This is a genomic window from Herbaspirillum sp. C7C2 (assembly GCF_022627865.1).
GTDB lineage: Bacteria > Pseudomonadota > Gammaproteobacteria > Burkholderiales > Burkholderiaceae_D > Herbaspirillum > Herbaspirillum frisingense.
The window spans coordinates 25,897-43,962 of sequence record NZ_JABXGI010000010.1; the positions used below are offsets into that span (position 1 = coordinate 25,897).

Sequence of the window (18,066 nt, forward strand, 5' to 3'; positions counted from 1 at the left end):
CCTCAGATCAGGCCGGCTTGCTTGAGGAAGTCGGCGGCCACCTTGGCCACTGGTTCCTGGTCGATGTCGACGCGCTTGTTCAGTTCGGTCATGGTCGCCGTGTCGATCTTGGCGGCCAGTTCGTTCAATTGCGCTGCCAGCTCGGGGTTTTTCTCCAGGATGTCCTGGCGCACCACCGGGGTCGCCTTGTAGGCGGCGAAGTAGCCCTTGTCATCCTCCAGCAGCTGCAGGTCGAAGCCCTTGATGCGGCCGTCCGAGGCATAGGTCAGGCCGACGAAGAGCTGTTCGTTCTTCAGGGCCGTATAGACCAGCCCTGGGTCCATCTGCTTGACCTCGCTGCGATCGAGCTTGAAGCCGTAGAGCGCCTGCATCGGGCCCAGGCCATCGGGACGGGAGGCGAACTCGTAGTCCACACCCATGAGGTGGGGCTTGTGGCCTTCGCTGTCATCCTCGTTGATGCGCTTGGCCAGGTCCTGCAGTGAATGAATCTGATACTTCTCGGCCAGTTCGCGCGGCATGGCGAAGGCGTAGGTGTTGTTCAACTCGGACTGGTTCAGCCAGGTCAGGCCACGCGGGGCGTCCAGCTCCTTGACCTTCTGGTAGATCTGGTCGGGATCGAGCTTGTCCTCGATGTGGTTGTAGACGATCAGGGCGGTGCCGGTGTAGTCCCAGACGATGTCGAGCTGTCCGCTTTCCAGGGCCGAACGCATCAGGGTGGTACCCAGGCCGTTCTTCAATTCGGTGTCATAGCCCTTGGCGCGCAGGTATTGCGCGGTCATGTCCGAGAGCAGCAATTGCTCGGTGAAATTCTTGCCGCCGATGACCAGGTTCTGCGCCTGCGCACGGGCTGCACCGAACATGGCCAGGCCCATGGCGAGGGCACACAGGGCGTATTTTGCGATGGTCTTGCTTGTCATGCTTTCCTCTCTACCGCTATGCCGATACGACGGCGTGCGGTCGTTCTTGTGATGGAAGTCTGCGCTGCGCGGCTTCAGGTACGCAGCCCGCGTCGGGCCAGGTAGAGGCCGGAGAGCGTCGTCACCAGGGCATCGAGCACCAGTGCCAGCAAGGCCGTGGCCGCCGCGCCCAGCAGCAGCTGGCCGTGGTTGTTGAGGTAGATGCCGGGGAAGATCAGGCCACCCAGGCTCTCGCCGCCGATCAGCATCGACAGCGGTGCGGTCCCGACGTTGATCGCCAGCGCGGTGCGCACGCCACCGACGATGATGGGCAGCGCATTGGGCAATTCCACCCGCAGCAGGATCTGGTGCGGCTTCATGCCGATACCGCGCGCCGCCTCCTTCATGGCGGCCGGCACGTTCTTCAAGCCCTCGTAGGTATTGCGCACGATGGGCAGGAGCGAAGCCAGCCACAGCGCCAGGATGGTGGGACCATTGCCGATGCCGAAGAAAGCCAGTGCCAGCGCCAGCACGGCGATGGACGGGATGGTGTTACCGATGTTGAAGATCTGGATGAACTTCTCGGCGCTGCGCTGCATCGAGGGACGTGAGAGCGCAATACCGGCCGGAATGCCGGCCGCGAGGGCCAGCGCCATGGAAAAGAAGACCAGTTCCAGGTGCTTGCCGGTGTAGTAGATCAGGTCACCGCGATACTTCTGGATGACCTCCGGACCGATCCACCAGACCAGTCCTGCAAGGACCAGCGCAATACCGCATGCGCCGGCGAAGACGTGACGAACACGTGTCATGTTACCCCCGTTGGTATAGCCGGCACGACATGACGCCGCGACGACGGGTTATAGAGTCAATTTTTAAGGGGTTCGCTTGCCCATCAGGGCGTATCGTTTGGATGCGAACCGAAAGCTGCAAGGGCAGCGATGAAACCGAAGCGATGAAGCCAGCCTCGGCATGATGCACACCGGACAGGGATGGGAACGGGTCACCGTGGAGAACGGGAGGGCGTTCGCGCTGCCAGCCGGAAATTTGGACAACCCGCACAAGCGCGGATCGGACACTGCTGAGAGTCGTAGTTGAACAAGTTATGTCGCGAAGACAAACGATAGTTTAAACCAATCGCTTAATGCTGTCCAGCAATGTAGCAATATGAATCCATAACTTGCAGATCTGAAGCACTTTTAAAAGTTCCCAACAGCGGTCAATATGCTGTCAAAAGAGTGCAACCTGAAAACCGCCCTTCCGGCGCTATCCCTTGTCCCAAGCGGCATCCTGCCGAGCTTGGCGACGATGTAAAGCGTCAAAAAAAATCGCCAGTCACGGCTGTGACTGGCGATCTTTTCCATGCAACCTGCTGGCGACGGCCAGCGTCGGAAATCAGGAATCGGCCTGGAACGTATTCAGCGGATGGCCCCAAACACCTTGCCGATGATGGCGCTGCCACTGCCCACCGGGTCCTTGCGGATCGCCTTTTCCTCTTCGCCGATCATCAGGAACAGGCCATCCAGCGCGCGCTGCGTGACGTAGCCCTCCACCGTGCTCTGGTCGGCGCTGACCAGTCCGGACTTGGCAACCTGTCCCATCACCGCGTTATAGCGGCCGGAGAGCCCGTTGCGGTCGGTGATCTGCTTGACCAGCGGCAGGAACTTCACGGCCAGCTCACCCGAGGTCTTCTGGCGGAAGAAGTCGGTCACCGAGGTGTCGCCACCGGTCAGGATGTTCTTGGCATCGCTCACCGACATGGCCTTGACCGCGTTGATCAGCAGCGGCTTGGCCAGCGGCACGGCGGCTTCGGCCGCGTGGTTCATGTCGGCCACCAGGCCATCGACCTGGCCACCCATGCCGGTCATGCGCAGGATGGGCATGGCCTGCTCCAGGGCGCCTGGCAGGTGGATCTTGACCTTGTCGTTATTGAGGAAGCCATTGGGACGCCCGAGGTTGGCGACCGCCGTGCTGGCGCCCTTTTCCAGCGCGGCCTTCAAGCCGGCGCTGGCGTCCTGATTGCTCAGGTCGGAGAGGGAAAATGCGAAGGCGCTGCAGGAGGCGAGGATCAGGCTGGCCGCAACCAGGCGGCGCAGGGGGGAGGAAGGAAGGGACATGCGGAACTCCATCGTGACGGTGCGGCGATGATACCAGCCCTGCCCCGTCTCCCCTATCGACTCATTTGCCGCGCGACAGCTCCAGGCCCGCGTTGTGCGGCAGCCTGCCGCTGATCGGCACCGAGGCCACCGAGAACAGGCCGATCACCACGAAGGCCGGCCAGAAGTCGGCAGCGACGATGCTGGAATGGCCTTGCAGGTGGTTCGACAGCTGCAGCACGATACCGGCCACGGTCACGCCCAGTCCCAACGACAGCTGCTGGATCACGCTGGCCAGGCTGGTGACGCGACCGGCATCGCGGTTGTCGATGTCGGCATAGGCAATCGAATTGAGACAGGTGAACTGCAGCGCCGGGAACACGCCGCCCATCAATACGATGGTGACAATGAGCAGATAAGGCGTATGGATGCTGAAGATACCGTACGCCGCCAGGGCAATACCGGCGAACACCGCATTGACCATCAGCACCGTGCGGAAGCCATAGCGGCGCAGCACGCGGCTGGCCAGCAGGCGGATGAACAGCGAGCCGAAGGCCGAGGCACAGGTGATGCTGCCGGCCTGGAAGGCGGTCATCCCCAACCCTTCCTGCAAGGCCAGCGGCAGCAGGAAAGGCACGGCGCCCAGGCCGATGCGAAACAGCGAACCACCCACCACGCTGGCATGCAGGGTGGGAATGCGCAGCAGCCGGAAGTCCAGCAGCGGGAAGGCGATCTGGGTGGAATGGCGGTAGTACATCACCAGCGCGATGGCGCCGATGGAGCACATGGCCACCGGCGTGGCGCCATCCACCAGATGGCTGCCGAACAGCGACAGGCCCAGCATGATCATGGCCGCGCCGACCGAGGTCAGTACAAAACCCTTCACATCCAGCGGTGCCGGGTCGTCTTCCTTGAAGTTCTGGATGAAGCGATTGGCCAGGTACAGGCCGAGGAAGCAGAACGGGATATTGATCAGGAATACCCAGCGCCAGTGGAAGTAGGTGGTGATGAAACCACCCAGCAGCGGCCCCACCACCGGCCCCAGCAGCGCCGGCAGGGTGAGGTAGCTGACCGCCTTGACCAGTTCGGACTTGTCCACCGAACGGGCGATGATGACCCGCCCCACCGGCACCATCATGGCCCCGCCGATGCCTTGCAGGAAACGCGCTGCCACGAAGGTCACCAGCGACCCGGAGACCGCGCACAGGATGGAACCGGTCATGAACACGATCATGGCCGCGCTGAACACCTTGCGCGCGCCCAGCTTGTCGGCCATCCAGCCCGAGATCGGGATGAACACGCCCAGCGCCGCGACATAGGCGGTCATGGCCAGCTTGAGGGTGATCGGGTCCTGGTTGAGATCGCGCGCCAGCGCGGGGAGCGAGGTGGCCAGCACGGTGGCGTCCATGTTTTCCATGAACAGCGCACAGCCGACGATAAGCGGAATGAGCAGCGAAGGTCGCACGATGGGCAACAGATGGCGGAATGAAGGTGGCGGAGGTTCTGTGCCTCCTGAAGCTTCACAGTTTATACCAGTTGAGCTTTTCTTGCGGGCAAGCCCCGCGGGGCTTTGCTGACCGGTGCCTGTTGCTGAACTTCACTTTTGTTTGTAACTCTACCGTAAAGTAACGCACCGTCCGCGCACTACAATGTGCCGGACCGCCTGCTTTTTACGGTTTTGAACTGCACTTTTTCTGGAGCCTGCATGAACAACGACACCCATAGCAAAACCCTGGGCTACCTGCTCTGGATCTTCGGATTCACCGGCGCTCACCGCTTCTACTACGGCAAGCCGGTGACGGGCACGATCTGGTTCTTCACGCTGGGCTTGCTGGGCATCGGCTGGATCATCGACCTGTTCCTGATCCCGTCGATGGACCGCCAGGCCGATGCGCGCTTCGTCGGTGGCGAGGTCAATTACTCGGTGGCGTGGCTGCTGCTGACCTTCCTGGGCCTGTTTGGCGTACACCGCATGTATATCGGCAAGTGGATCTCGGGCATCGTCTACCTGTTCACGGGAGGCTTCTTCCTGCTGGGCGTGCTCTACGATTTCTGGACGCTCAACGCGCAGATTTCGGAACGCAACCACGGGGCCAGGGCGTAAGCTCGCGGCGGCACACGGCCGCCGCTATTTCTTCTTCAGGGCCTTCAGGCGCTTGGCGGCGAGATGGACGGTTTCCAGCTGCGCCTTGCGCTTCATCGATTTCCAGTCCTTGATTTCATCCCGGGTGCGCCCGCAGCCGGTACAGACTTCGTGCTTGAGCTTGCACAAGGAGACGCAAGGGCTCTTGACCTCTTTTCCCAATTTCACTTCCCGCTTGAATACACCAAAGGCCTGACTGTACTTCAATGCGGCAGGCGCTGCAGGCCGGGCACCGTCGACGGCAGCATCGATACGGAAATCGACCGACGAAAAAAAGCCCGCATCCTTGCGGATGCGGGCTGCCCACGACTACCTCTGCTACGGTTACTTCAGTTACTGCGTTACTGCATTTGCTGCGTTTGCTGCGTTTGCTACTTTTTAAAACGGCCGTCTGCTTTCCCCGAGTACCAGTCTTTCAAGCAAACGACCGAGGGGAAGTATCCCGATTCGGGCAGGTCGTGAGGATAGGAAAAATCTGAAAAAACGTATTAATTCGTACCGGCTTCCTTGTCGGTCTTGTCCGCGTTATCCGCCTTGTCCGTCTTATCCGTCCGCTCCAGCTTGAAGCGGGTCACCAGCAACTGGTTGATGCGATTGCCCTCGATATCCACCACCTCGAACTTGAAGTCCGAGAACAGCACGAAATCGGTCTTCTTGGGAATCTTGCGCAGCATGTACATGATGAAACCGGCCAGGGTCTCGTAGCCGACCGGGTTGGGATATTCGTCGATGTCCAGTTCGTTCATCACGTCGTTGAGCGGCGTAAGACCATCCATCAGCCAGGAGTTTTCATCGCGGCGCACGATCTGCTGCTCTTCCTCGGCCATGGCCAGCAGGTTGCCCATCAACACCCCGGTGACATCGGTGATGCTGATGATGCCCACCACCAGCGCATATTCGTTGACCACGATGGCCAGGTCCTCGTCCATGGCCTTCATGCGCTCCAGCACTTCCCACAGGTTCAGGCTGTCGGGGATGGACAGCGGGGTATGCACCAGCCCCTTGTCGGCCAGGGAAAACTGCTCGCCCTTGAGCAGGCGCTTCAAGACGTCCTTGCTGTCGATATAGCCCAGCACGGCATCGATATGGCCTTCGCAGACCAGGAAGCGCGAATGCGGATGCTCGATGATCTTCTGGCGTATCGTGTCTTCACTATCGGTGAGCAGGAAGTAGACGATGCTGTCGCGCGGCGTCATGGCCGAGGGCACGTAGCGGCTTTCCAGCTCGAACACGTTTTCGATCAGGTGATGCTCTTGCGTGAGCAGCACGCCGGCCTGGGCGCCGGCATCGACCATGGCGTGGATCTCGTTGGGGGTGATGACTTCGGTGCGCACCTGGGGCAGGCCGAAGAGCGTGAAAATCCACTTCGACAGGCTGTTGAAGAACCACACCAGCGGCTTGAAGAGCTTCTCCAGCAACAGCATCGGCTTGACCAGCGCCACCGCCGCCCGCTCCGGCGCCACCATGGCCAGGCGCTTGGGCATCAGATCGGCGAAGAGGATGAAGAAGGCCGTCACCACCAGGAAGGACATGGCGAAGCTGACGTTCTCCAGCAGCGGGCCGACATAGAAGGTGCTGATGATCTCGCGCATGTGCGGCGTCAGCGCCGGCTCGCCGACCACACCACCGAGGATGGCCACGGCATTCAGACCGATTTGCACCACCGTGAAGAAATTGCCCGGCTGCGCCTGCAGCGAGAGCACGCGGTCGGCATTTTGCACGCCCTCCTTGGACATCATCTCCAGGCGGATCTTGCGGGAGGCTGCAATGGAAATCTCGGCGCAGGAAAGAAAGGCGCTGACCACCACCAGGAGCAGGATCAGCAGCAGGCTGGCGAATAGGCTCATGTTGTTCTTATCTCATTGATTTGATGTGACATTCTCTCGCGCAACGGGGAGAAAAAGCAAATGCCGGCAAATCCATGGGATTTGCCGGCATTGTCAGCCAACTTCACCTGTGAGGCCTGACGCCTGCCCTCAATAGACGTCGCGCCGGTAACGCCCCTGCTCGGCCAGCGCCTGCAGGGCCGCCTCGCCCAGAATCTCCTGCAGCGCCAGCGTGACGCCGGCCGCCATGCCCTGCAGGCTGCCGCACACGTACAGGCTGGCGCCCTGCTCCACCCACTGCTGCAGTTCAGCGGCGGCCTCGCGCAGCTTGTCCTGCACGTAGATGCGCTGTGCCTGGTCGCGCGAAAAGGCCAGGTCCAGCCGCTGCAGATGCCCCTCGGCCAGCCAGCCCCGCAGCTCGTCGCCATGGAAGAAGTCGTGTCGATGCGAACGCTCGCCGAAGAGCAGCCAGTTGCGGCGCTGCCTGGCGGCGATGCGCTGGCGCAGATGCGCACGCAGTCCGGCCAGCCCGGTGCCGTTGCCGATCAGGATCAGCGGACGGTCGTCCTGCGGGCCATGGAAGGCGGTATTGACCCGCACCCGCAGGTCGATCTCCTGGCCCGGCGCGGCATGCAGGCCCAGCCAGCCGGAACCGATGCCAGCCCGGCCATCGGGCTGGTGCATCAGCCGCACCATCAGCTCCAGGCCACCATCGGCCGGCAGCGAGGCAATCGAATAGGCACGGTGCGGCAGGGGTTTCAGGCGGGCGAGCAGGTCAGCGCCGGACAAGCCGCGCAAGGCCTGCAGCGCCGCGGCCTCGTGCGGCAGCAAGCGGCTCGCGAGCACCGGAGCCAGCGTTGTCGTTTCATTCTGCAAACCCAACGCCTGTATGAAGCCCAGTACTGCCTGGTCGCTGTTGCGCGGGCCGATCTCGGCGATGTCGCCGGCCTGCCAGCTCGGCGCGGGCAGGTCCAGCGGCGTGAGTTGCAGGTGGTACACCGCTCCACCGGCGCTACCCGGATTGAGCAGCCGACGCTGCGCCAGCCGCCAGCGCCCGTAGGCCGGCGCACTCCAGTCGGCCTCGTCGCTATGCCCGCTGAGCACGCCCAGCTGATGTTGCCAATGGCGCAGGGCGCCGTCGTCGCCGTTGTCGACGTCGATCACATCGAACAGCGGCTGCGCGTGGCGGCGCCCCAGCCAGGCATGCAGCGCATAGCCGAAGGCGCAATATTGCTGGTAGCTGCGGTCGCCCAGCGCCAGCACGCCGAACTGCAGTTGCGGCAGCGGCGCGCCCGGGGACGGCTGCGCCATGCGTTGCGCCAGGGTGGCGGCCATGTCGGGCGCATCGCCCTCGCCGGTGGTGCTGACCACGAACAGGATCAGCCGCTTGCGCAGCAGGTCATCCTCGTGCAGCAGGTCATCCTCCTGCAGCTGGTCCAGCGGCAGCACGCGTACCGCCATGCCGCCGGCCCGCAAGCTCTGCGCGCTCTGCAGGGCCAGGCGCTCGGCCGTGCCGGTCTGGCTGGCAAAGGCCAGCAGCACGGTGGCGGCATCGCTGTTGCCTGCGGCCGCCCATTGCGCCTGCTGCCGGCGCTGCGCGCGGCGGTAGGTGAGCGCCGTCATGACGCAGAAGACGAGGTAGGTCAGCGCGACGAGCGCCGCCAGCAGGTAACGGGTCTGCAGTGCCATGCTCACTCCAGCATGGCGGCCAGGGCCGGGGTCATGGTTTCGCGGTAGCCCTGCGGCTGTGCGCTGATGAACAGCGCCGCAATACCGCGCTGGCGGGCGAAGGCCATGCCGGCCTCCTCGCCCAGCACGGTCAGCACGGTGGCCAGTGCATCGGCCACCATGCACTGCCGGTGCAGTACCGTCACCGAGGCCAGCGCCTGCCGTACCGGTGCGCCAGTACGCGGATCGATGGTGTGGGCATAGCGCTGGCCCTGATGATCGACATAGCGGCGATAGTCGCCCGAGGTCGCCACCGACAGGCCGTGCAGCGCCACCACCATGCCCGGGGCGGTATCGTGCGGGGGCCGTTCCAGCGCCACCCACCAGGGCTGGCCGTCGGCCTTGACGCCCTGCCCGGCCAGCTCGCCACCGATTTCCACCAGCCAGCTTGCACAGCCAAGTTCATGCAGGGCCTGCGCCACCAGATCGACCGCGTAACCCTTGGCGATACCTGAAAAATCCAGAGAAACGCCACCGGCCTGCAACACCCGGCGCTGCTCGCGGTCCAGCACGATGCGCTGCCAGCCGCAGCGCTGGCGCACGGCCGCAAGGCGCTCCGGATCGGGCAGGCGCAGACGGTCGGCGGCCACGCTACCGGCGCCAAAACCCCACAGATCGACCAGCGGCCCGACCGTGGGATCGAAGGCGCCTTCGCTGTCGGCCGCCATGGTCAGCGCGGCATCGAGCACGGTAAAGAATGCTGGCGGCAATGCATGCCAGCTACCGGCCTGGGCCTGGTTGAAGCGGCTGATGATGGACTGTGGCGACCAGGTGCTCATCTCGTCGATCACGCGCTGCAACTGCGCCTGGATGGCATCGGCAATGGCCGCCGTGGTCAGCGCCGGTGGGGCCAGCAACTGCACGCTCCAGGTCGTGCCCATGGTGTCGCCGGCCAGGCGATGGGCCACTGCCCCGGCGGGCAGCGCGGCCGGGGCCTCCAGGTCGATGGGGATCAACACGCGATGGGACATCATCACCGCTCACACTCCAAACAGGTATCCAAAATGAAAACGGCGCCCGCATCGCAGGCGCCAACAAGGTCGGTCAGGCCGTGCTCAGGGCAGCACTTCGATGGTGGCAATGTAGGTGGCGCGGCGTTGGGTGGCCTGCGGCAGCGTGGTCTTCTGGTCGGCGACGCTGGCTTCCATCCAGTACATGCCCGGGCCCGCCCACTTCACGCTGAACTTGCCATCAGCCGCGGTCTTGAGCTTGGTGTCGAGCAGCTTGTCGCGATAGCGGATGCCGCCGGGCACCAGTTCCACTTCGATGTCGGGGGCCGGCTTGCCGTCCAGCAGCAGCTGGAAGGTCGCGGTGTCACCCGCCACCAGGTCGGTGGGATGAGTCACGGGGACCAGCTCCAGACCGGTGCCGGTCGGCGCCAGGGCAGCCGTGGTCGGCTTGCCGGCGGTGACGAAGGTCTCCACCCGGCTATTCATCTGGGTCACCTTCAGTTCGGTGGCGTTGGCCGGGATCTCCTTGGCCAGGGCCTCGGCGCTACCGCGCCAGCGCTTCTGCTGGCCATCGATCTTGTAGCTGGCGAAGACGCCGTTGTTGACCACGGCGATCTTGTAGGTGCCGGGCTGGCTCAGTTGCACATCGAAGGTGCTGCGATACTTGCCGGTGGCGGCATTGACCGCCTGCAGCGGCTTGCCGTCGGGGCCGGTCACCACCAGCCCGTCCAGGCGCAGCGGGAAGTGTTCGAAGTAGAACAGGTCGTTGGAGACCGCCGCATCCACCGTCACCCAGGCCTCGCTGCCGGAGAGCACGGTGGCCGAGGGCAGCAGCCACTGGCGATGGGCATGGGCCGACAGCGGCAGGCTGATGGCCAGGGCCAGCGCGGCGATCTTCATGGAACGGGCGGTGAAATGCTTCAGGGAAAACGTCATGACAGGTTCCTCTTTCTTGATGGTTTTATGGTGTGATGCTGCGCTTCTGTGCCTCAGGGCTTCAGTTCCAGCGCCACCGCCCCCAGTTCACTGCTGCCCTGGCCCTTGGCGCTCTGGACCGACTTGGGCGGCCACTGGAACGGCACCTTGACCAGTTCGCGACCGCCGACTTCGCGGGCGGCTTCCACCATCAGCACATAGTCACCCGGGGCCAGGTTGGCCAGCGGCCCCTTGGCAGAACCGAAATTGAGCTTCTGCTCACCCGGTGCGCGGGTGGCACCGCTGACGCCGTCGATCGGCATCTGCTGCTCGCGGCCAGTACGACGCCACCACTGGCGCATATCCTTGAGCCACTTCTCGCCTTCCTTGTCCTTTTTCTTGACGTCGTACCAGACCGCCAGATTGGCCGCCACGCTCTGGTCGGCGCGTTCGATCCAGGCCGCCAGGTAGGGCCGGTGGTATTCGGCCACGTTCAGGGTGGGAACCTCGATCTTCAGATTCATCTCCGCCGCACCGGCCGGGGCGGCCGTGGCGAACAGCGCCGCCATGGCCAGCGCCAGGGCGGTCGGTTTGAGCAGCATGGAATGACTACGCTTCATGTGACCTCGCAAAATAAGACAGGATGACTGGCTGCAAGCCCACCGGGCTCGTCTGGCTGGGAGAAAAACGCAAGCTTCAATGCATGAACAGCAGCGCCAGCAACAGCGGCGCCACCAGGCCCAGCGCGACCAGCGGCCAGGTGGCCGGGCGCTTGCCGGCATGCATCTGCAACAGGAACAACCCGGTGATGCAGAACACCAGGCAGGCTACGGCGAAAATATCGATGAACCAGCTCCAGGCGGCGCCTGTGTTGCGGCCCTTGTGGAGGTCGTTGAAATAGGAGATCCAGCCGCGATCGGTCTTTTCGTATTCCACCTGCCCGTCTTCCAGCGCCACGCGCAGCCAGGCATCGCCGCCGGGACGTGGCAGCGCCACATAGACTTCGTCGGTCGACCACTCCGCCGCCTGCGTGCCCACCGCCACCGACCACTGCTGGGCGACCCAGTCCCGCACCGGCGCGGGCAAGGGGTCCTTGCTGCCGCCTTTGGTATCGACGGCGGACGCCGCCTCGGCCTGCTGGCGCAGCGGGGTCAGCAGCGCGGGCGGCAGCACGGCGGTGCGATGCACTACCTGCGGCTTTGCTTCGATCTGTGCGGCGTGGTTCAGCGTCAGGCCGGTGACGGCGAAAGCCAGCATCGCCACCAGGCAGATGCCGGAACTGATCCAGTGCCACTGGTGCAGGTGCTTGAGCCAGAAGGCCCGACGCTTCTGGTCCGCAACGGCATTGACAGGGATGAGTGAAGAATCCTTCATGAAAGCGACAACCGAAATGAAGCAGGCTGCAAATAATAACAATTCTCAATTATAGCTTCACTGCTGCGCTGTGCCAGCCCCATCGCGGGTCTTTTACTTTGCGATACATGACGATACAAACCCGCCCACGCAGCTCCCGCAGCCGTCCGTCTCAAGGCGCCAGCCCGGCAGCGATACGCAGCGCCGGGGCCAGTGAGGCCGGCAGCATCGGTCCGTGCGCCAGCCCCGGGAAGCTGCGCATCTGCACCTCCAGCCCCTGGCGCTGACGCAGCCGCACCGCCATTTCCTGCAACGCCTGGGGCGGTAACCAGGCGCGCGCGGCCAGCATGGCGCGGCTACGTTCATCGAGCTCCCGGGCGGGCTTGCGCTCCCGCTGTTCGGCCTCCCCCACCATCAGCCACAGCCGGGCGCCGGGCGCCTCCGTGAAACGCCGTTCTTCTTCCAGGATCAGGCCGCGCTGCCACCACAGCGATGGGCTGGCGGCGATATAGCGGGAGAACAGCCCCGGCCGGGTGAACAGCGTATGCAAGACGAACAAGCCACCGTAGGAATGCCCCCACAGGCTCAGGCGCCCACTGTCCAATGGTGCCAGCCGACGCACCTGCGGCAGGATGCGATCCTGCAGCAGGTCCAGGAACACATCGGCCCCACCGCCCCGGCGTCCGCGCAGGGCTTCGTCATCGGCCTGCCCGGCAGGAATGGGCGGCGTGTAGTCATAGGCGCGGGCCGCGACATCGAAGCGCAGGTCAGTGTCGTAGCCAATGGCCACGATCAACGGCGGTCCGACCGCGTCCAGCGCCTGCAACTGCGCTTCGTCGATGGCCGCCAGCGCGGCATTGCCGTCCAGCAGGACGATGGCCGGATAACCGTCCGCCGGCGCGGCACGGCGTGGCAGGCACACGGTCACCCGGTAGCTGCGCTGGCCGTCCTGCGAGCGCAGCGCAAAGCGCTCGAAGCGATACCAGGCCGAACCGTGCTCGGCAATCGTCGGCCCCAGCCGCTGCGACAGATCAGGCTGCGCTACCGCCATTGCCGGCAGGCTGGCCAGCATGGCGGCCACCAGCAGGCGCCGCCGGTGCAGATCGACGCCGGCCATCAGAAGCGCTGCGTCAGGCTGACCCACAGCCGGCGCCCATCGCCGACGGTGTTGAAGCTCTGCTCATCCAGACGCTTGTCGGTGAGGTTGTAGATCGCCGCGCTGACCGAGGTGAGCTTGTTGATGTCATGCGTCACCCCCAGGTCGGCCAGGGTATAGCCCTGGTACTCCTTGACCCCCGACGAGGAAATGGTGGTGCCGGCAGTCCCCACGCGCGCAGCTGCATTGACCTCCTTGCCGTGGTAGGCCAGCGCACTCCAGACGGTCCAGGCATCGGCCGGAGTCCAGTCGGCACGCAGGTTGAACATGTGCTTGGGTGTGCGGGCCAGCGCATAGCCATCGTAGGCACCACCCTTCTGGCGTGAATCGGTATAGGTGTAGTTGGACTTGAACGCCACGCTGCGGGTAGCCTGCCAGCGCCCGCTCAACTCGATGCCCTTGATCGTGGCGCGATCGACGTTGTAGCTGGTCCAGAGGCGATAGTTGCTGTTGGCCGACCAGCGCGCAATGCTGCCATCGGCGTTATAGACCAGGGCATTGCTGACCTTGTCCTTGAAGTCGGTGTAGAACAGCGTGGCACCGGCGGCCAGGCCGGCGTGGTTATCCCACTGTGCGCCCATTTCCCAGCTGGTGCTGGTCTCGGGCTTGAGGTTGGGGTCGCCGATGATGACCCCGCAGGTGCCGGTGGGGCCGACAGTGCAGCCAGCGCCCCCGGTGGTATAGGCGTAGCCCGGTGCGATGGTGCGAATGTCCGGCGCCCGGAAACCACGCGAGACACCACCCTTGAGCACCAGTTGCTCGCTGCCATGCCAGACCGCATACAGGCGTGGGCTCCAGTGGTTGCCATAGACCTGGTGGTGGTCCAGGCGCAGGCCGCCGGTGAGGGCCAGGCGTTCGGTCAGCTTCCACTCGTCCTCGACGAACAGCGCCTTCTGGGTGATCTTGAACTGCTGCACCAGGGTACTGCTCACGCCCGGGTTGACGTCGGTGAGGGTGGCCTCGTTCCACTGGCCGCCCAGTACCAGCCAGTGCGCCCCCAGCGGCAGGGACAGCTTGCCGTCCATCACCAGGTTCTCGATCTTGGGGGCGCGCGCGGCCTGGGTGTAGCTGTCGCTGCCGACCGGGCTTTCGGTGTAGCTCTTGCGCTGCGCCTTCTCGTAGGAGATGGATACATCCGAGGTGGCCCAGCCATAGCGACCGGTGTGCGACAGCGACATGTGGTCGCGCGGGTTTTCGTTGTAGGTATCGGCCGTGGTACGCGTGGCCGCCAGGGTGTGATAGCTGGAGGCATCGCGCCGGACCTGGGTGGTCCCGATCTCGGCCAGGATGTCGTGGTCCTTGTTGGGCGTCAGCGCCAGGCGGGCGGTAAAGTCGGTGTCCAGCGCCTTGGTATTACCGTTGAGGATGCGGTCTTCCTGGCGCTTGTAGACCTTGCCCCACATCTGCAGTCCCAGCACATCGCTGGCGATGGGACCGTTGACGTAGAACTGGCCCTGGTAGGCATCTCCCGAGTCGGCATGCTGCTGCAAGGTGGTATCGACGCTGACCGAGCCGCCCCACTGGCGCGCCACCTTCTTGGTGATGATGTTGATCACGCCGCCCATCGCATCTGAGCCGTAGAGCGAGGACATCGGCCCGCGCACCACCTCGATGCGTTCGATGGCCGCCAGCGGGGGAATGAAGGATTGCTCGAAGCCGGAATTGCCGTTGGTGCGCGCATCGCGCGTGCTCTGCCGCTTGCCGTCCACCAGGATCAGGGTATAGGCACCGGGCAGGCCACGAATGAAGATGTCCTTTTCGCTGGCGGTGCCGGTGACAGTCACGCCCTCGACATCCTTCAAGGCATCGGTAAGGTCGCGGAAGGGTTTCTTCTTCAATTCATCCTGGCCGATGACGGTGATGCTGGCCGGTGCATCGATGACTTCCTGCTCGAAACCGGTGGCGGTGACCACCACCTGGCTGAGGCCGGCTTCGGCCTGCTGTGCCTGCGCCAGACCGGCCGACAAGGCCAGTGCGGCAGCCACCGCGAGCGTCATGCGATTGGGTGTGAAAAGACGGTATGCGTACATGTGATTGCTTCCCCTGTTGGATGCCAGCGTGCCGACGTCCGGGCGCAAACGCTCCCCTGCTGGCCACGGTCATGGCCTGCAACGTCGCTGGGGAAATGGATTTGCGCCAGACCGGACGGGTCCTGGTCGATTGCCGTTGATTTGCAAATGAGAATTATATTCATTTAAAATTGGCAAAAGTTTGTCAAAGTGTGGCAAGCCAAGGCCACCGGAGAAGGAACAACCATGCAAGCGCAACGCCACATCCTGGTGGTGGATGATCATCCCGATATCTGTGAACCGCTGGCCGCCTACCTGCGCCGCCAGGACCTGCTGGTGAGCATGGCACTGGATGCCGCGCAGGCGCGCGCGCTGCTGGGCAGGCAACGCTTCGACCTGGTGGTGCTGGATGTGATGATGCCGGGCGAGGACGGCCTCTCGCTGTGCCGCTACATCGACCAGCAACTGGGTACGCCGGTGATCCTGCTGACGGCCATGGCCTCCAGCGACGACCGCATCCGCGGCCTGGACACTGGTGCGGACGACTACCTGATCAAGCCCTTCGAACCCGCCGAATTGCTGGCCCGCATCCGCAGCGTGCTGCGCCGCATCGCCCGCCAACTGCCGGGCGCATCGCTGCCCGCTGCGCCGCTGGCGGTGCGGCGCTACCTCTTCGATACATGGACCCTGGATGTGGACAAGCGCGAACTGCGCGACCGCGACGGCGCCAGCGTGACCCTCTCCAGCGTCGAATACCGCCTGCTGCGCGTCCTGGTGGAACATCCCAACACCGTGCTCTCGCGCGACCGCCTGCTGGATCTCACCGCTGGCACCGAAGCCCAGGCCTTCGATCGCAGCATCGACAGCCAGGTCAGCCGCTTGCGCAAGAAACTCGAACCCGACCCGCGCCGCCCCAGCCTGCTCAAGACGGTATGGGGCAACGGCTATCTGCTGGCGGCCCAGGTCAGCGCAGAGCCCGCCGTCTCATGAGACTGTGGCCGCGCACCATGACCGGCCAGTTGCTGGCCCTGCTGCTGGTCGGTCTGGTAGCGGCCCATGCCATCGGCCTGATGCTGGTACTGGGCAATGGCGAACGTATCCACGTGATCTCGCGCGAGCAGATGGCCGAACACGCCGCCATCGCCTGGCGCCTGGGCCTGCTGCCCACGCCCCAGGCCCGGGCGGCGCTGCTCCAGGCCAGCCTGGACAGCCGACGCTATACGCTGGACCCGCAACCGCACATCGATGCCCAGCACCAGCGAGGACGCGACCAAGACATCCTGCGCCAGCGCCTGCAGGACATGCTGGCGCTGCCCGCCGATGCCCTGCGGGTGAGCCTGTACGAATCCCCGGAAGGCCCGGCCACGCTGCGCATGGCGTTGCGCACGCCAGATGGGCATTGGGTCAACACCGTGCAGTTCCCGGTGATCACCCAGGGCTGGCAGCGCCCGCTACGCTTCTCGGTGCCGGTCTCGACGCTGCCGGTGCTGGTCATCGTGGCGCTGTTCCTGCGCCGCATCCTGCGCCCGATCAAGGCCCTGGCACAGGCCGCCGAACGGGTCAGCCGGGGTGAGCAGATCGACGCCCTGCCGGTCACCGGCCCGCAGGAAGCGCGCGACGTCACCAGCGCCTTCAACCTGATGCAACAACGGCTGCGCCGCTTCGTGGAAGACCGCACCCGCATGCTGGCCGCCATCAGTCATGATCTGCGCACGCCGATCACCTCCCTGAGACTAAGGGCCGAACTGGTGGACGATGCCGCGCTGCGCACGGCGATGATCCGCACCCTCGAGGAGATGCGGGTCATGGTGGAAGAAACGATGCACTTTGCACGCGACGACGCCCACGCCGAAGCCACTCAACAGATCGATCTGCAGGCACTATTGCGCGAGATCGCCGAGGAACAGTCGGCCCAGGGGCACCAGGTGCTGCTGGAAGAGGCGACTTCCCAGCCCTATCGCTGCCGCCCGATCCACCTGCGCCGCGCCCTGGGCAACCTGGTGGACAACGCAGTGCGCTATGGCCAGTGCGCGCGCCTGTCCCTGAGGGCGCAGTCCGATGGCGCGCTCACGATCCTGGTCGACGATGACGGCCCCGGCATCGCCGAGGCGCAATTGGAGGAAGTCTTCAAGCCCTTCGTGCGCCTTGACCCGGCCCGCCATCGGGGCCGCGACAGCCATGTCGGCCTCGGGCTGGCCATCGCCCGCTCCAGCGTGGAGGCCCATGGCGGGCGCCTGCTGCTGTGCAATCGCAGCGGCGGTGGCCTGCGCGCCCAGGTGAGCTTGCCGGCCTGAAATCTCCCGCGCCGAAGGCTAGCGCAACAGCTCGTAAGGCCCGCCCTTTTCCAGCGCCCGCTGGTAGGCCGGCCGGGCGTGGATGGCTTCCAGGTAGCGGAGCAGCCTGGGATAACGCTCATCCAGTCCACCTCGCGCCCGCAGGCCCTCGACCGGGAAACTCATCTGGATGTCCGCCCCTGTGAACTGCGCCCCGGCGAACCAGCCGTCCTTGCCCAGTTCCGCTTCCATGAACTTGAGCTGCCGCTCCTGCTGCGGCGCGACCACGCGGCTGCGCATGCCCTGCGCCAGCATCTTGGCGATCGGACGGATCAGCACCGGCACGGCCCCGGGCATCTTGGCGAAGATCAGGCCCAGCAACAGCCAGGGCATGGCCGAGCCCTCGGCGAAGTGCAGCCAGTAGCGATAGCGCAGGCGCTCGGCGGTACCGACGGCCGGCAGCAGGCCACTGTCGGCGCCGTAGCGCTCCAGCAGGTATTCGATGATGTTGCCCGACTCGGCCACCGTCAGGTCGCCATCGGTAATCACGGGCGACTTGCCCAGGGGATGGACCGCCAGCAGTTCCGGCGGGGCCAGCATGGTCTTGGGATTGCGCTGGTAGAACTTGATCTGGTAATCCAGCCCCAGCTCTTCCAGCAGCCACAGTACGCGCTGCGAGCGGGAGTTGTTCAGGTGATGCACGGTGATCATGGCGGCGTCCTTG

At 64.5% G+C, this 18,066-nt stretch carries 18 protein-coding genes; 3 read left to right on the plus strand and 15 right to left on the minus strand.

Annotation, left to right across the window (positions count from 1 at the left end; translation table 11 throughout):
* Window positions 1-2: 2 nt before the first annotated feature.
* The 5 genes from HWE04_RS14525 to HWE04_RS14545 all read right to left on the minus strand — a co-directional run bounded on the left by HWE04_RS14525 (window position 3) and on the right by HWE04_RS14545 (window position 4,406).
* Window positions 3-917 (minus strand): glycine betaine ABC transporter substrate-binding protein, encoded by a 915-nt coding sequence (locus HWE04_RS14525; protein WP_241812825.1) that lies wholly within the window; start codon window positions 915-917, stop codon window positions 3-5.
* Window positions 918-991: 74 nt separating this feature from the next.
* Window positions 992-1,705: an ABC transporter permease gene (locus HWE04_RS14530; RefSeq protein ID WP_077238220.1), complete on the minus strand. Its 714-nt coding sequence runs from the start codon at window positions 1,703-1,705 to the stop codon at window positions 992-994.
* 387 nt (window positions 1,706-2,092) lie between these two features.
* Window positions 2,093-2,257, minus strand: coding sequence for a hypothetical protein (locus tag HWE04_RS14535; RefSeq protein ID WP_241812826.1), 165 nt, complete (start codon window positions 2,255-2,257; stop codon window positions 2,093-2,095).
* 54 nt (window positions 2,258-2,311) lie between these two features.
* Window positions 2,312-3,010, minus strand: a complete 699-nt coding sequence (locus HWE04_RS14540; protein ID WP_006464551.1) for a DUF4197 domain-containing protein — start codon at window positions 3,008-3,010, stop codon at window positions 2,312-2,314.
* Between the two features lie 61 nt (window positions 3,011-3,071).
* On the minus strand, window positions 3,072-4,406 hold the full coding sequence (locus HWE04_RS14545) for an MFS transporter (protein WP_342222436.1): 1,335 nt from the start codon (window positions 4,404-4,406) through the stop codon (window positions 3,072-3,074).
* Window positions 4,407-4,694: 288 nt separating this feature from the next.
* On the opposite strand from HWE04_RS14545, the gene HWE04_RS14550 reads away from it, so the two are divergent.
* On the plus strand, window positions 4,695-5,093 hold the full coding sequence (locus tag HWE04_RS14550; protein WP_006464549.1) for an NINE protein: 399 nt from the start codon (window positions 4,695-4,697) through the stop codon (window positions 5,091-5,093).
* Between the two features lie 24 nt (window positions 5,094-5,117).
* Here HWE04_RS14550 and HWE04_RS14555 read toward each other — a convergent pair whose 3' ends face one another.
* From HWE04_RS14555 to HWE04_RS14595, 9 genes are all read right to left on the minus strand, one after another.
* Window positions 5,118-5,300, minus strand: a complete 183-nt coding sequence (locus tag HWE04_RS14555) for a DUF1289 domain-containing protein (protein WP_234296080.1) — start codon at window positions 5,298-5,300, stop codon at window positions 5,118-5,120.
* Window positions 5,301-5,620: 320 nt separating this feature from the next.
* Window positions 5,621-6,979 (minus strand): hemolysin family protein, encoded by a 1,359-nt coding sequence (locus tag HWE04_RS14560; RefSeq protein ID WP_241812827.1) that lies wholly within the window; start codon window positions 6,977-6,979, stop codon window positions 5,621-5,623.
* 129 nt (window positions 6,980-7,108) lie between these two features.
* On the minus strand, window positions 7,109-8,647 hold the full coding sequence (locus HWE04_RS14565) for a sulfite reductase subunit alpha (protein ID WP_241812828.1): 1,539 nt from the start codon (window positions 8,645-8,647) through the stop codon (window positions 7,109-7,111).
* A 2-nt stretch (window positions 8,648-8,649) separates the two neighbouring features.
* Window positions 8,650-9,657 carry an FAD:protein FMN transferase gene (locus HWE04_RS14570; RefSeq protein ID WP_241812898.1) on the minus strand — a complete coding sequence of 336 codons (1,008 nt, stop codon included), beginning with the start codon at window positions 9,655-9,657 and terminating at the stop codon, window positions 8,650-8,652.
* A gap of 84 nt (window positions 9,658-9,741) precedes the next feature.
* Window positions 9,742-10,572 (minus strand): DUF4198 domain-containing protein, encoded by an 831-nt coding sequence (locus tag HWE04_RS14575; protein WP_006464544.1) that lies wholly within the window; start codon window positions 10,570-10,572, stop codon window positions 9,742-9,744.
* A gap of 53 nt (window positions 10,573-10,625) precedes the next feature.
* Window positions 10,626-11,171, minus strand: coding sequence for a DUF2271 domain-containing protein (locus HWE04_RS14580; protein WP_039876113.1), 546 nt, complete (start codon window positions 11,169-11,171; stop codon window positions 10,626-10,628).
* Between the two features lie 76 nt (window positions 11,172-11,247).
* The gene (locus tag HWE04_RS14585) at window positions 11,248-11,925 is read right to left on the minus strand and encodes a PepSY-associated TM helix domain-containing protein (RefSeq protein ID WP_077238227.1); all 678 of its coding nucleotides are present in this window, start codon (window positions 11,923-11,925) and stop codon (window positions 11,248-11,250) included.
* A 151-nt stretch (window positions 11,926-12,076) separates the two neighbouring features.
* A complete protein-coding gene (locus tag HWE04_RS14590) occupies window positions 12,077-13,021 on the minus strand; it encodes an alpha/beta hydrolase (protein ID WP_241812829.1) in 945 nt (314 codons plus the stop codon).
* The gene (locus tag HWE04_RS14595) at window positions 13,021-15,090 is read right to left on the minus strand and encodes a TonB-dependent receptor domain-containing protein (RefSeq protein ID WP_241812830.1); all 2,070 of its coding nucleotides are present in this window, start codon (window positions 15,088-15,090) and stop codon (window positions 13,021-13,023) included. Before HWE04_RS14595 ends, HWE04_RS14590 begins: the two co-directional genes overlap by 1 nt.
* A gap of 225 nt (window positions 15,091-15,315) precedes the next feature.
* On the opposite strand from HWE04_RS14595, the gene HWE04_RS14600 reads away from it, so the two are divergent.
* Together HWE04_RS14600 and HWE04_RS14605 are read left to right on the plus strand one after the other, a co-directional pair.
* Entirely contained in the window at window positions 15,316-16,059 is a 744-nt protein-coding gene (locus HWE04_RS14600) for a response regulator (protein ID WP_241812831.1), read from the plus strand.
* Window positions 16,056-17,363, plus strand: a complete 1,308-nt coding sequence (locus HWE04_RS14605) for an ATP-binding protein (RefSeq protein ID WP_241812832.1) — start codon at window positions 16,056-16,058, stop codon at window positions 17,361-17,363. Before HWE04_RS14600 ends, HWE04_RS14605 begins: the two co-directional genes overlap by 4 nt.
* Window positions 17,364-17,381: 18 nt before the next feature.
* Here the strand turns inward: HWE04_RS14605 and HWE04_RS14610 are convergent, their stop codons facing one another.
* On the minus strand, window positions 17,382-18,053 hold the full coding sequence (locus HWE04_RS14610) for a glutathione S-transferase family protein (protein WP_241812833.1): 672 nt from the start codon (window positions 18,051-18,053) through the stop codon (window positions 17,382-17,384).
* Between the last annotated feature and the right edge of the window lie 13 nt (window positions 18,054-18,066).

Coding starts and splice junctions, on each gene's coding strand:
- HWE04_RS14605 (WP_241812832.1), top strand. CDS start 16,056: ATGAGACTGTGGCCGCGCACCATGACCGGCCAGTTGCTGGCCCTGCTG.
- HWE04_RS14565 (WP_241812828.1), bottom strand. CDS start 8,647: ATGGCACTGCAGACCCGTTACCTGCTGGCGGCGCTCGTCGCGCTGACC.
- HWE04_RS14540 (WP_006464551.1), bottom strand. CDS start 3,010: ATGTCCCTTCCTTCCTCCCCCCTGCGCCGCCTGGTTGCGGCCAGCCTG.
- HWE04_RS14590 (WP_241812829.1), bottom strand. CDS start 13,021: ATGGCCGGCGTCGATCTGCACCGGCGGCGCCTGCTGGTGGCCGCCATG.
- HWE04_RS14585 (WP_077238227.1), bottom strand. CDS start 11,925: ATGAAGGATTCTTCACTCATCCCTGTCAATGCCGTTGCGGACCAGAAG.
- HWE04_RS14550 (WP_006464549.1), top strand. CDS start 4,695: ATGAACAACGACACCCATAGCAAAACCCTGGGCTACCTGCTCTGGATC.
- HWE04_RS14570 (WP_241812898.1), bottom strand. CDS start 9,657: ATGTCCCATCGCGTGTTGATCCCCATCGACCTGGAGGCCCCGGCCGCG.
- HWE04_RS14595 (WP_241812830.1), bottom strand. CDS start 15,090: ATGTACGCATACCGTCTTTTCACACCCAATCGCATGACGCTCGCGGTG.
- HWE04_RS14560 (WP_241812827.1), bottom strand. CDS start 6,979: ATGAGCCTATTCGCCAGCCTGCTGCTGATCCTGCTCCTGGTGGTGGTC.
- HWE04_RS14530 (WP_077238220.1), bottom strand. CDS start 1,705: ATGACACGTGTTCGTCACGTCTTCGCCGGCGCATGCGGTATTGCGCTG.
- HWE04_RS14580 (WP_039876113.1), bottom strand. CDS start 11,171: ATGAAGCGTAGTCATTCCATGCTGCTCAAACCGACCGCCCTGGCGCTG.
- HWE04_RS14525 (WP_241812825.1), bottom strand. CDS start 917: ATGACAAGCAAGACCATCGCAAAATACGCCCTGTGTGCCCTCGCCATG.
- HWE04_RS14610 (WP_241812833.1), bottom strand. CDS start 18,053: ATGATCACCGTGCATCACCTGAACAACTCCCGCTCGCAGCGCGTACTG.
- HWE04_RS14545 (WP_342222436.1), bottom strand. CDS start 4,406: ATGGAAAACATGGACGCCACCGTGCTGGCCACCTCGCTCCCCGCGCTG.
- HWE04_RS14600 (WP_241812831.1), top strand. CDS start 15,316: ATGCAAGCGCAACGCCACATCCTGGTGGTGGATGATCATCCCGATATC.
- HWE04_RS14575 (WP_006464544.1), bottom strand. CDS start 10,572: ATGACGTTTTCCCTGAAGCATTTCACCGCCCGTTCCATGAAGATCGCC.
- HWE04_RS14535 (WP_241812826.1), bottom strand. CDS start 2,257: ATGGAAAAGATCGCCAGTCACAGCCGTGACTGGCGATTTTTTTTGACG.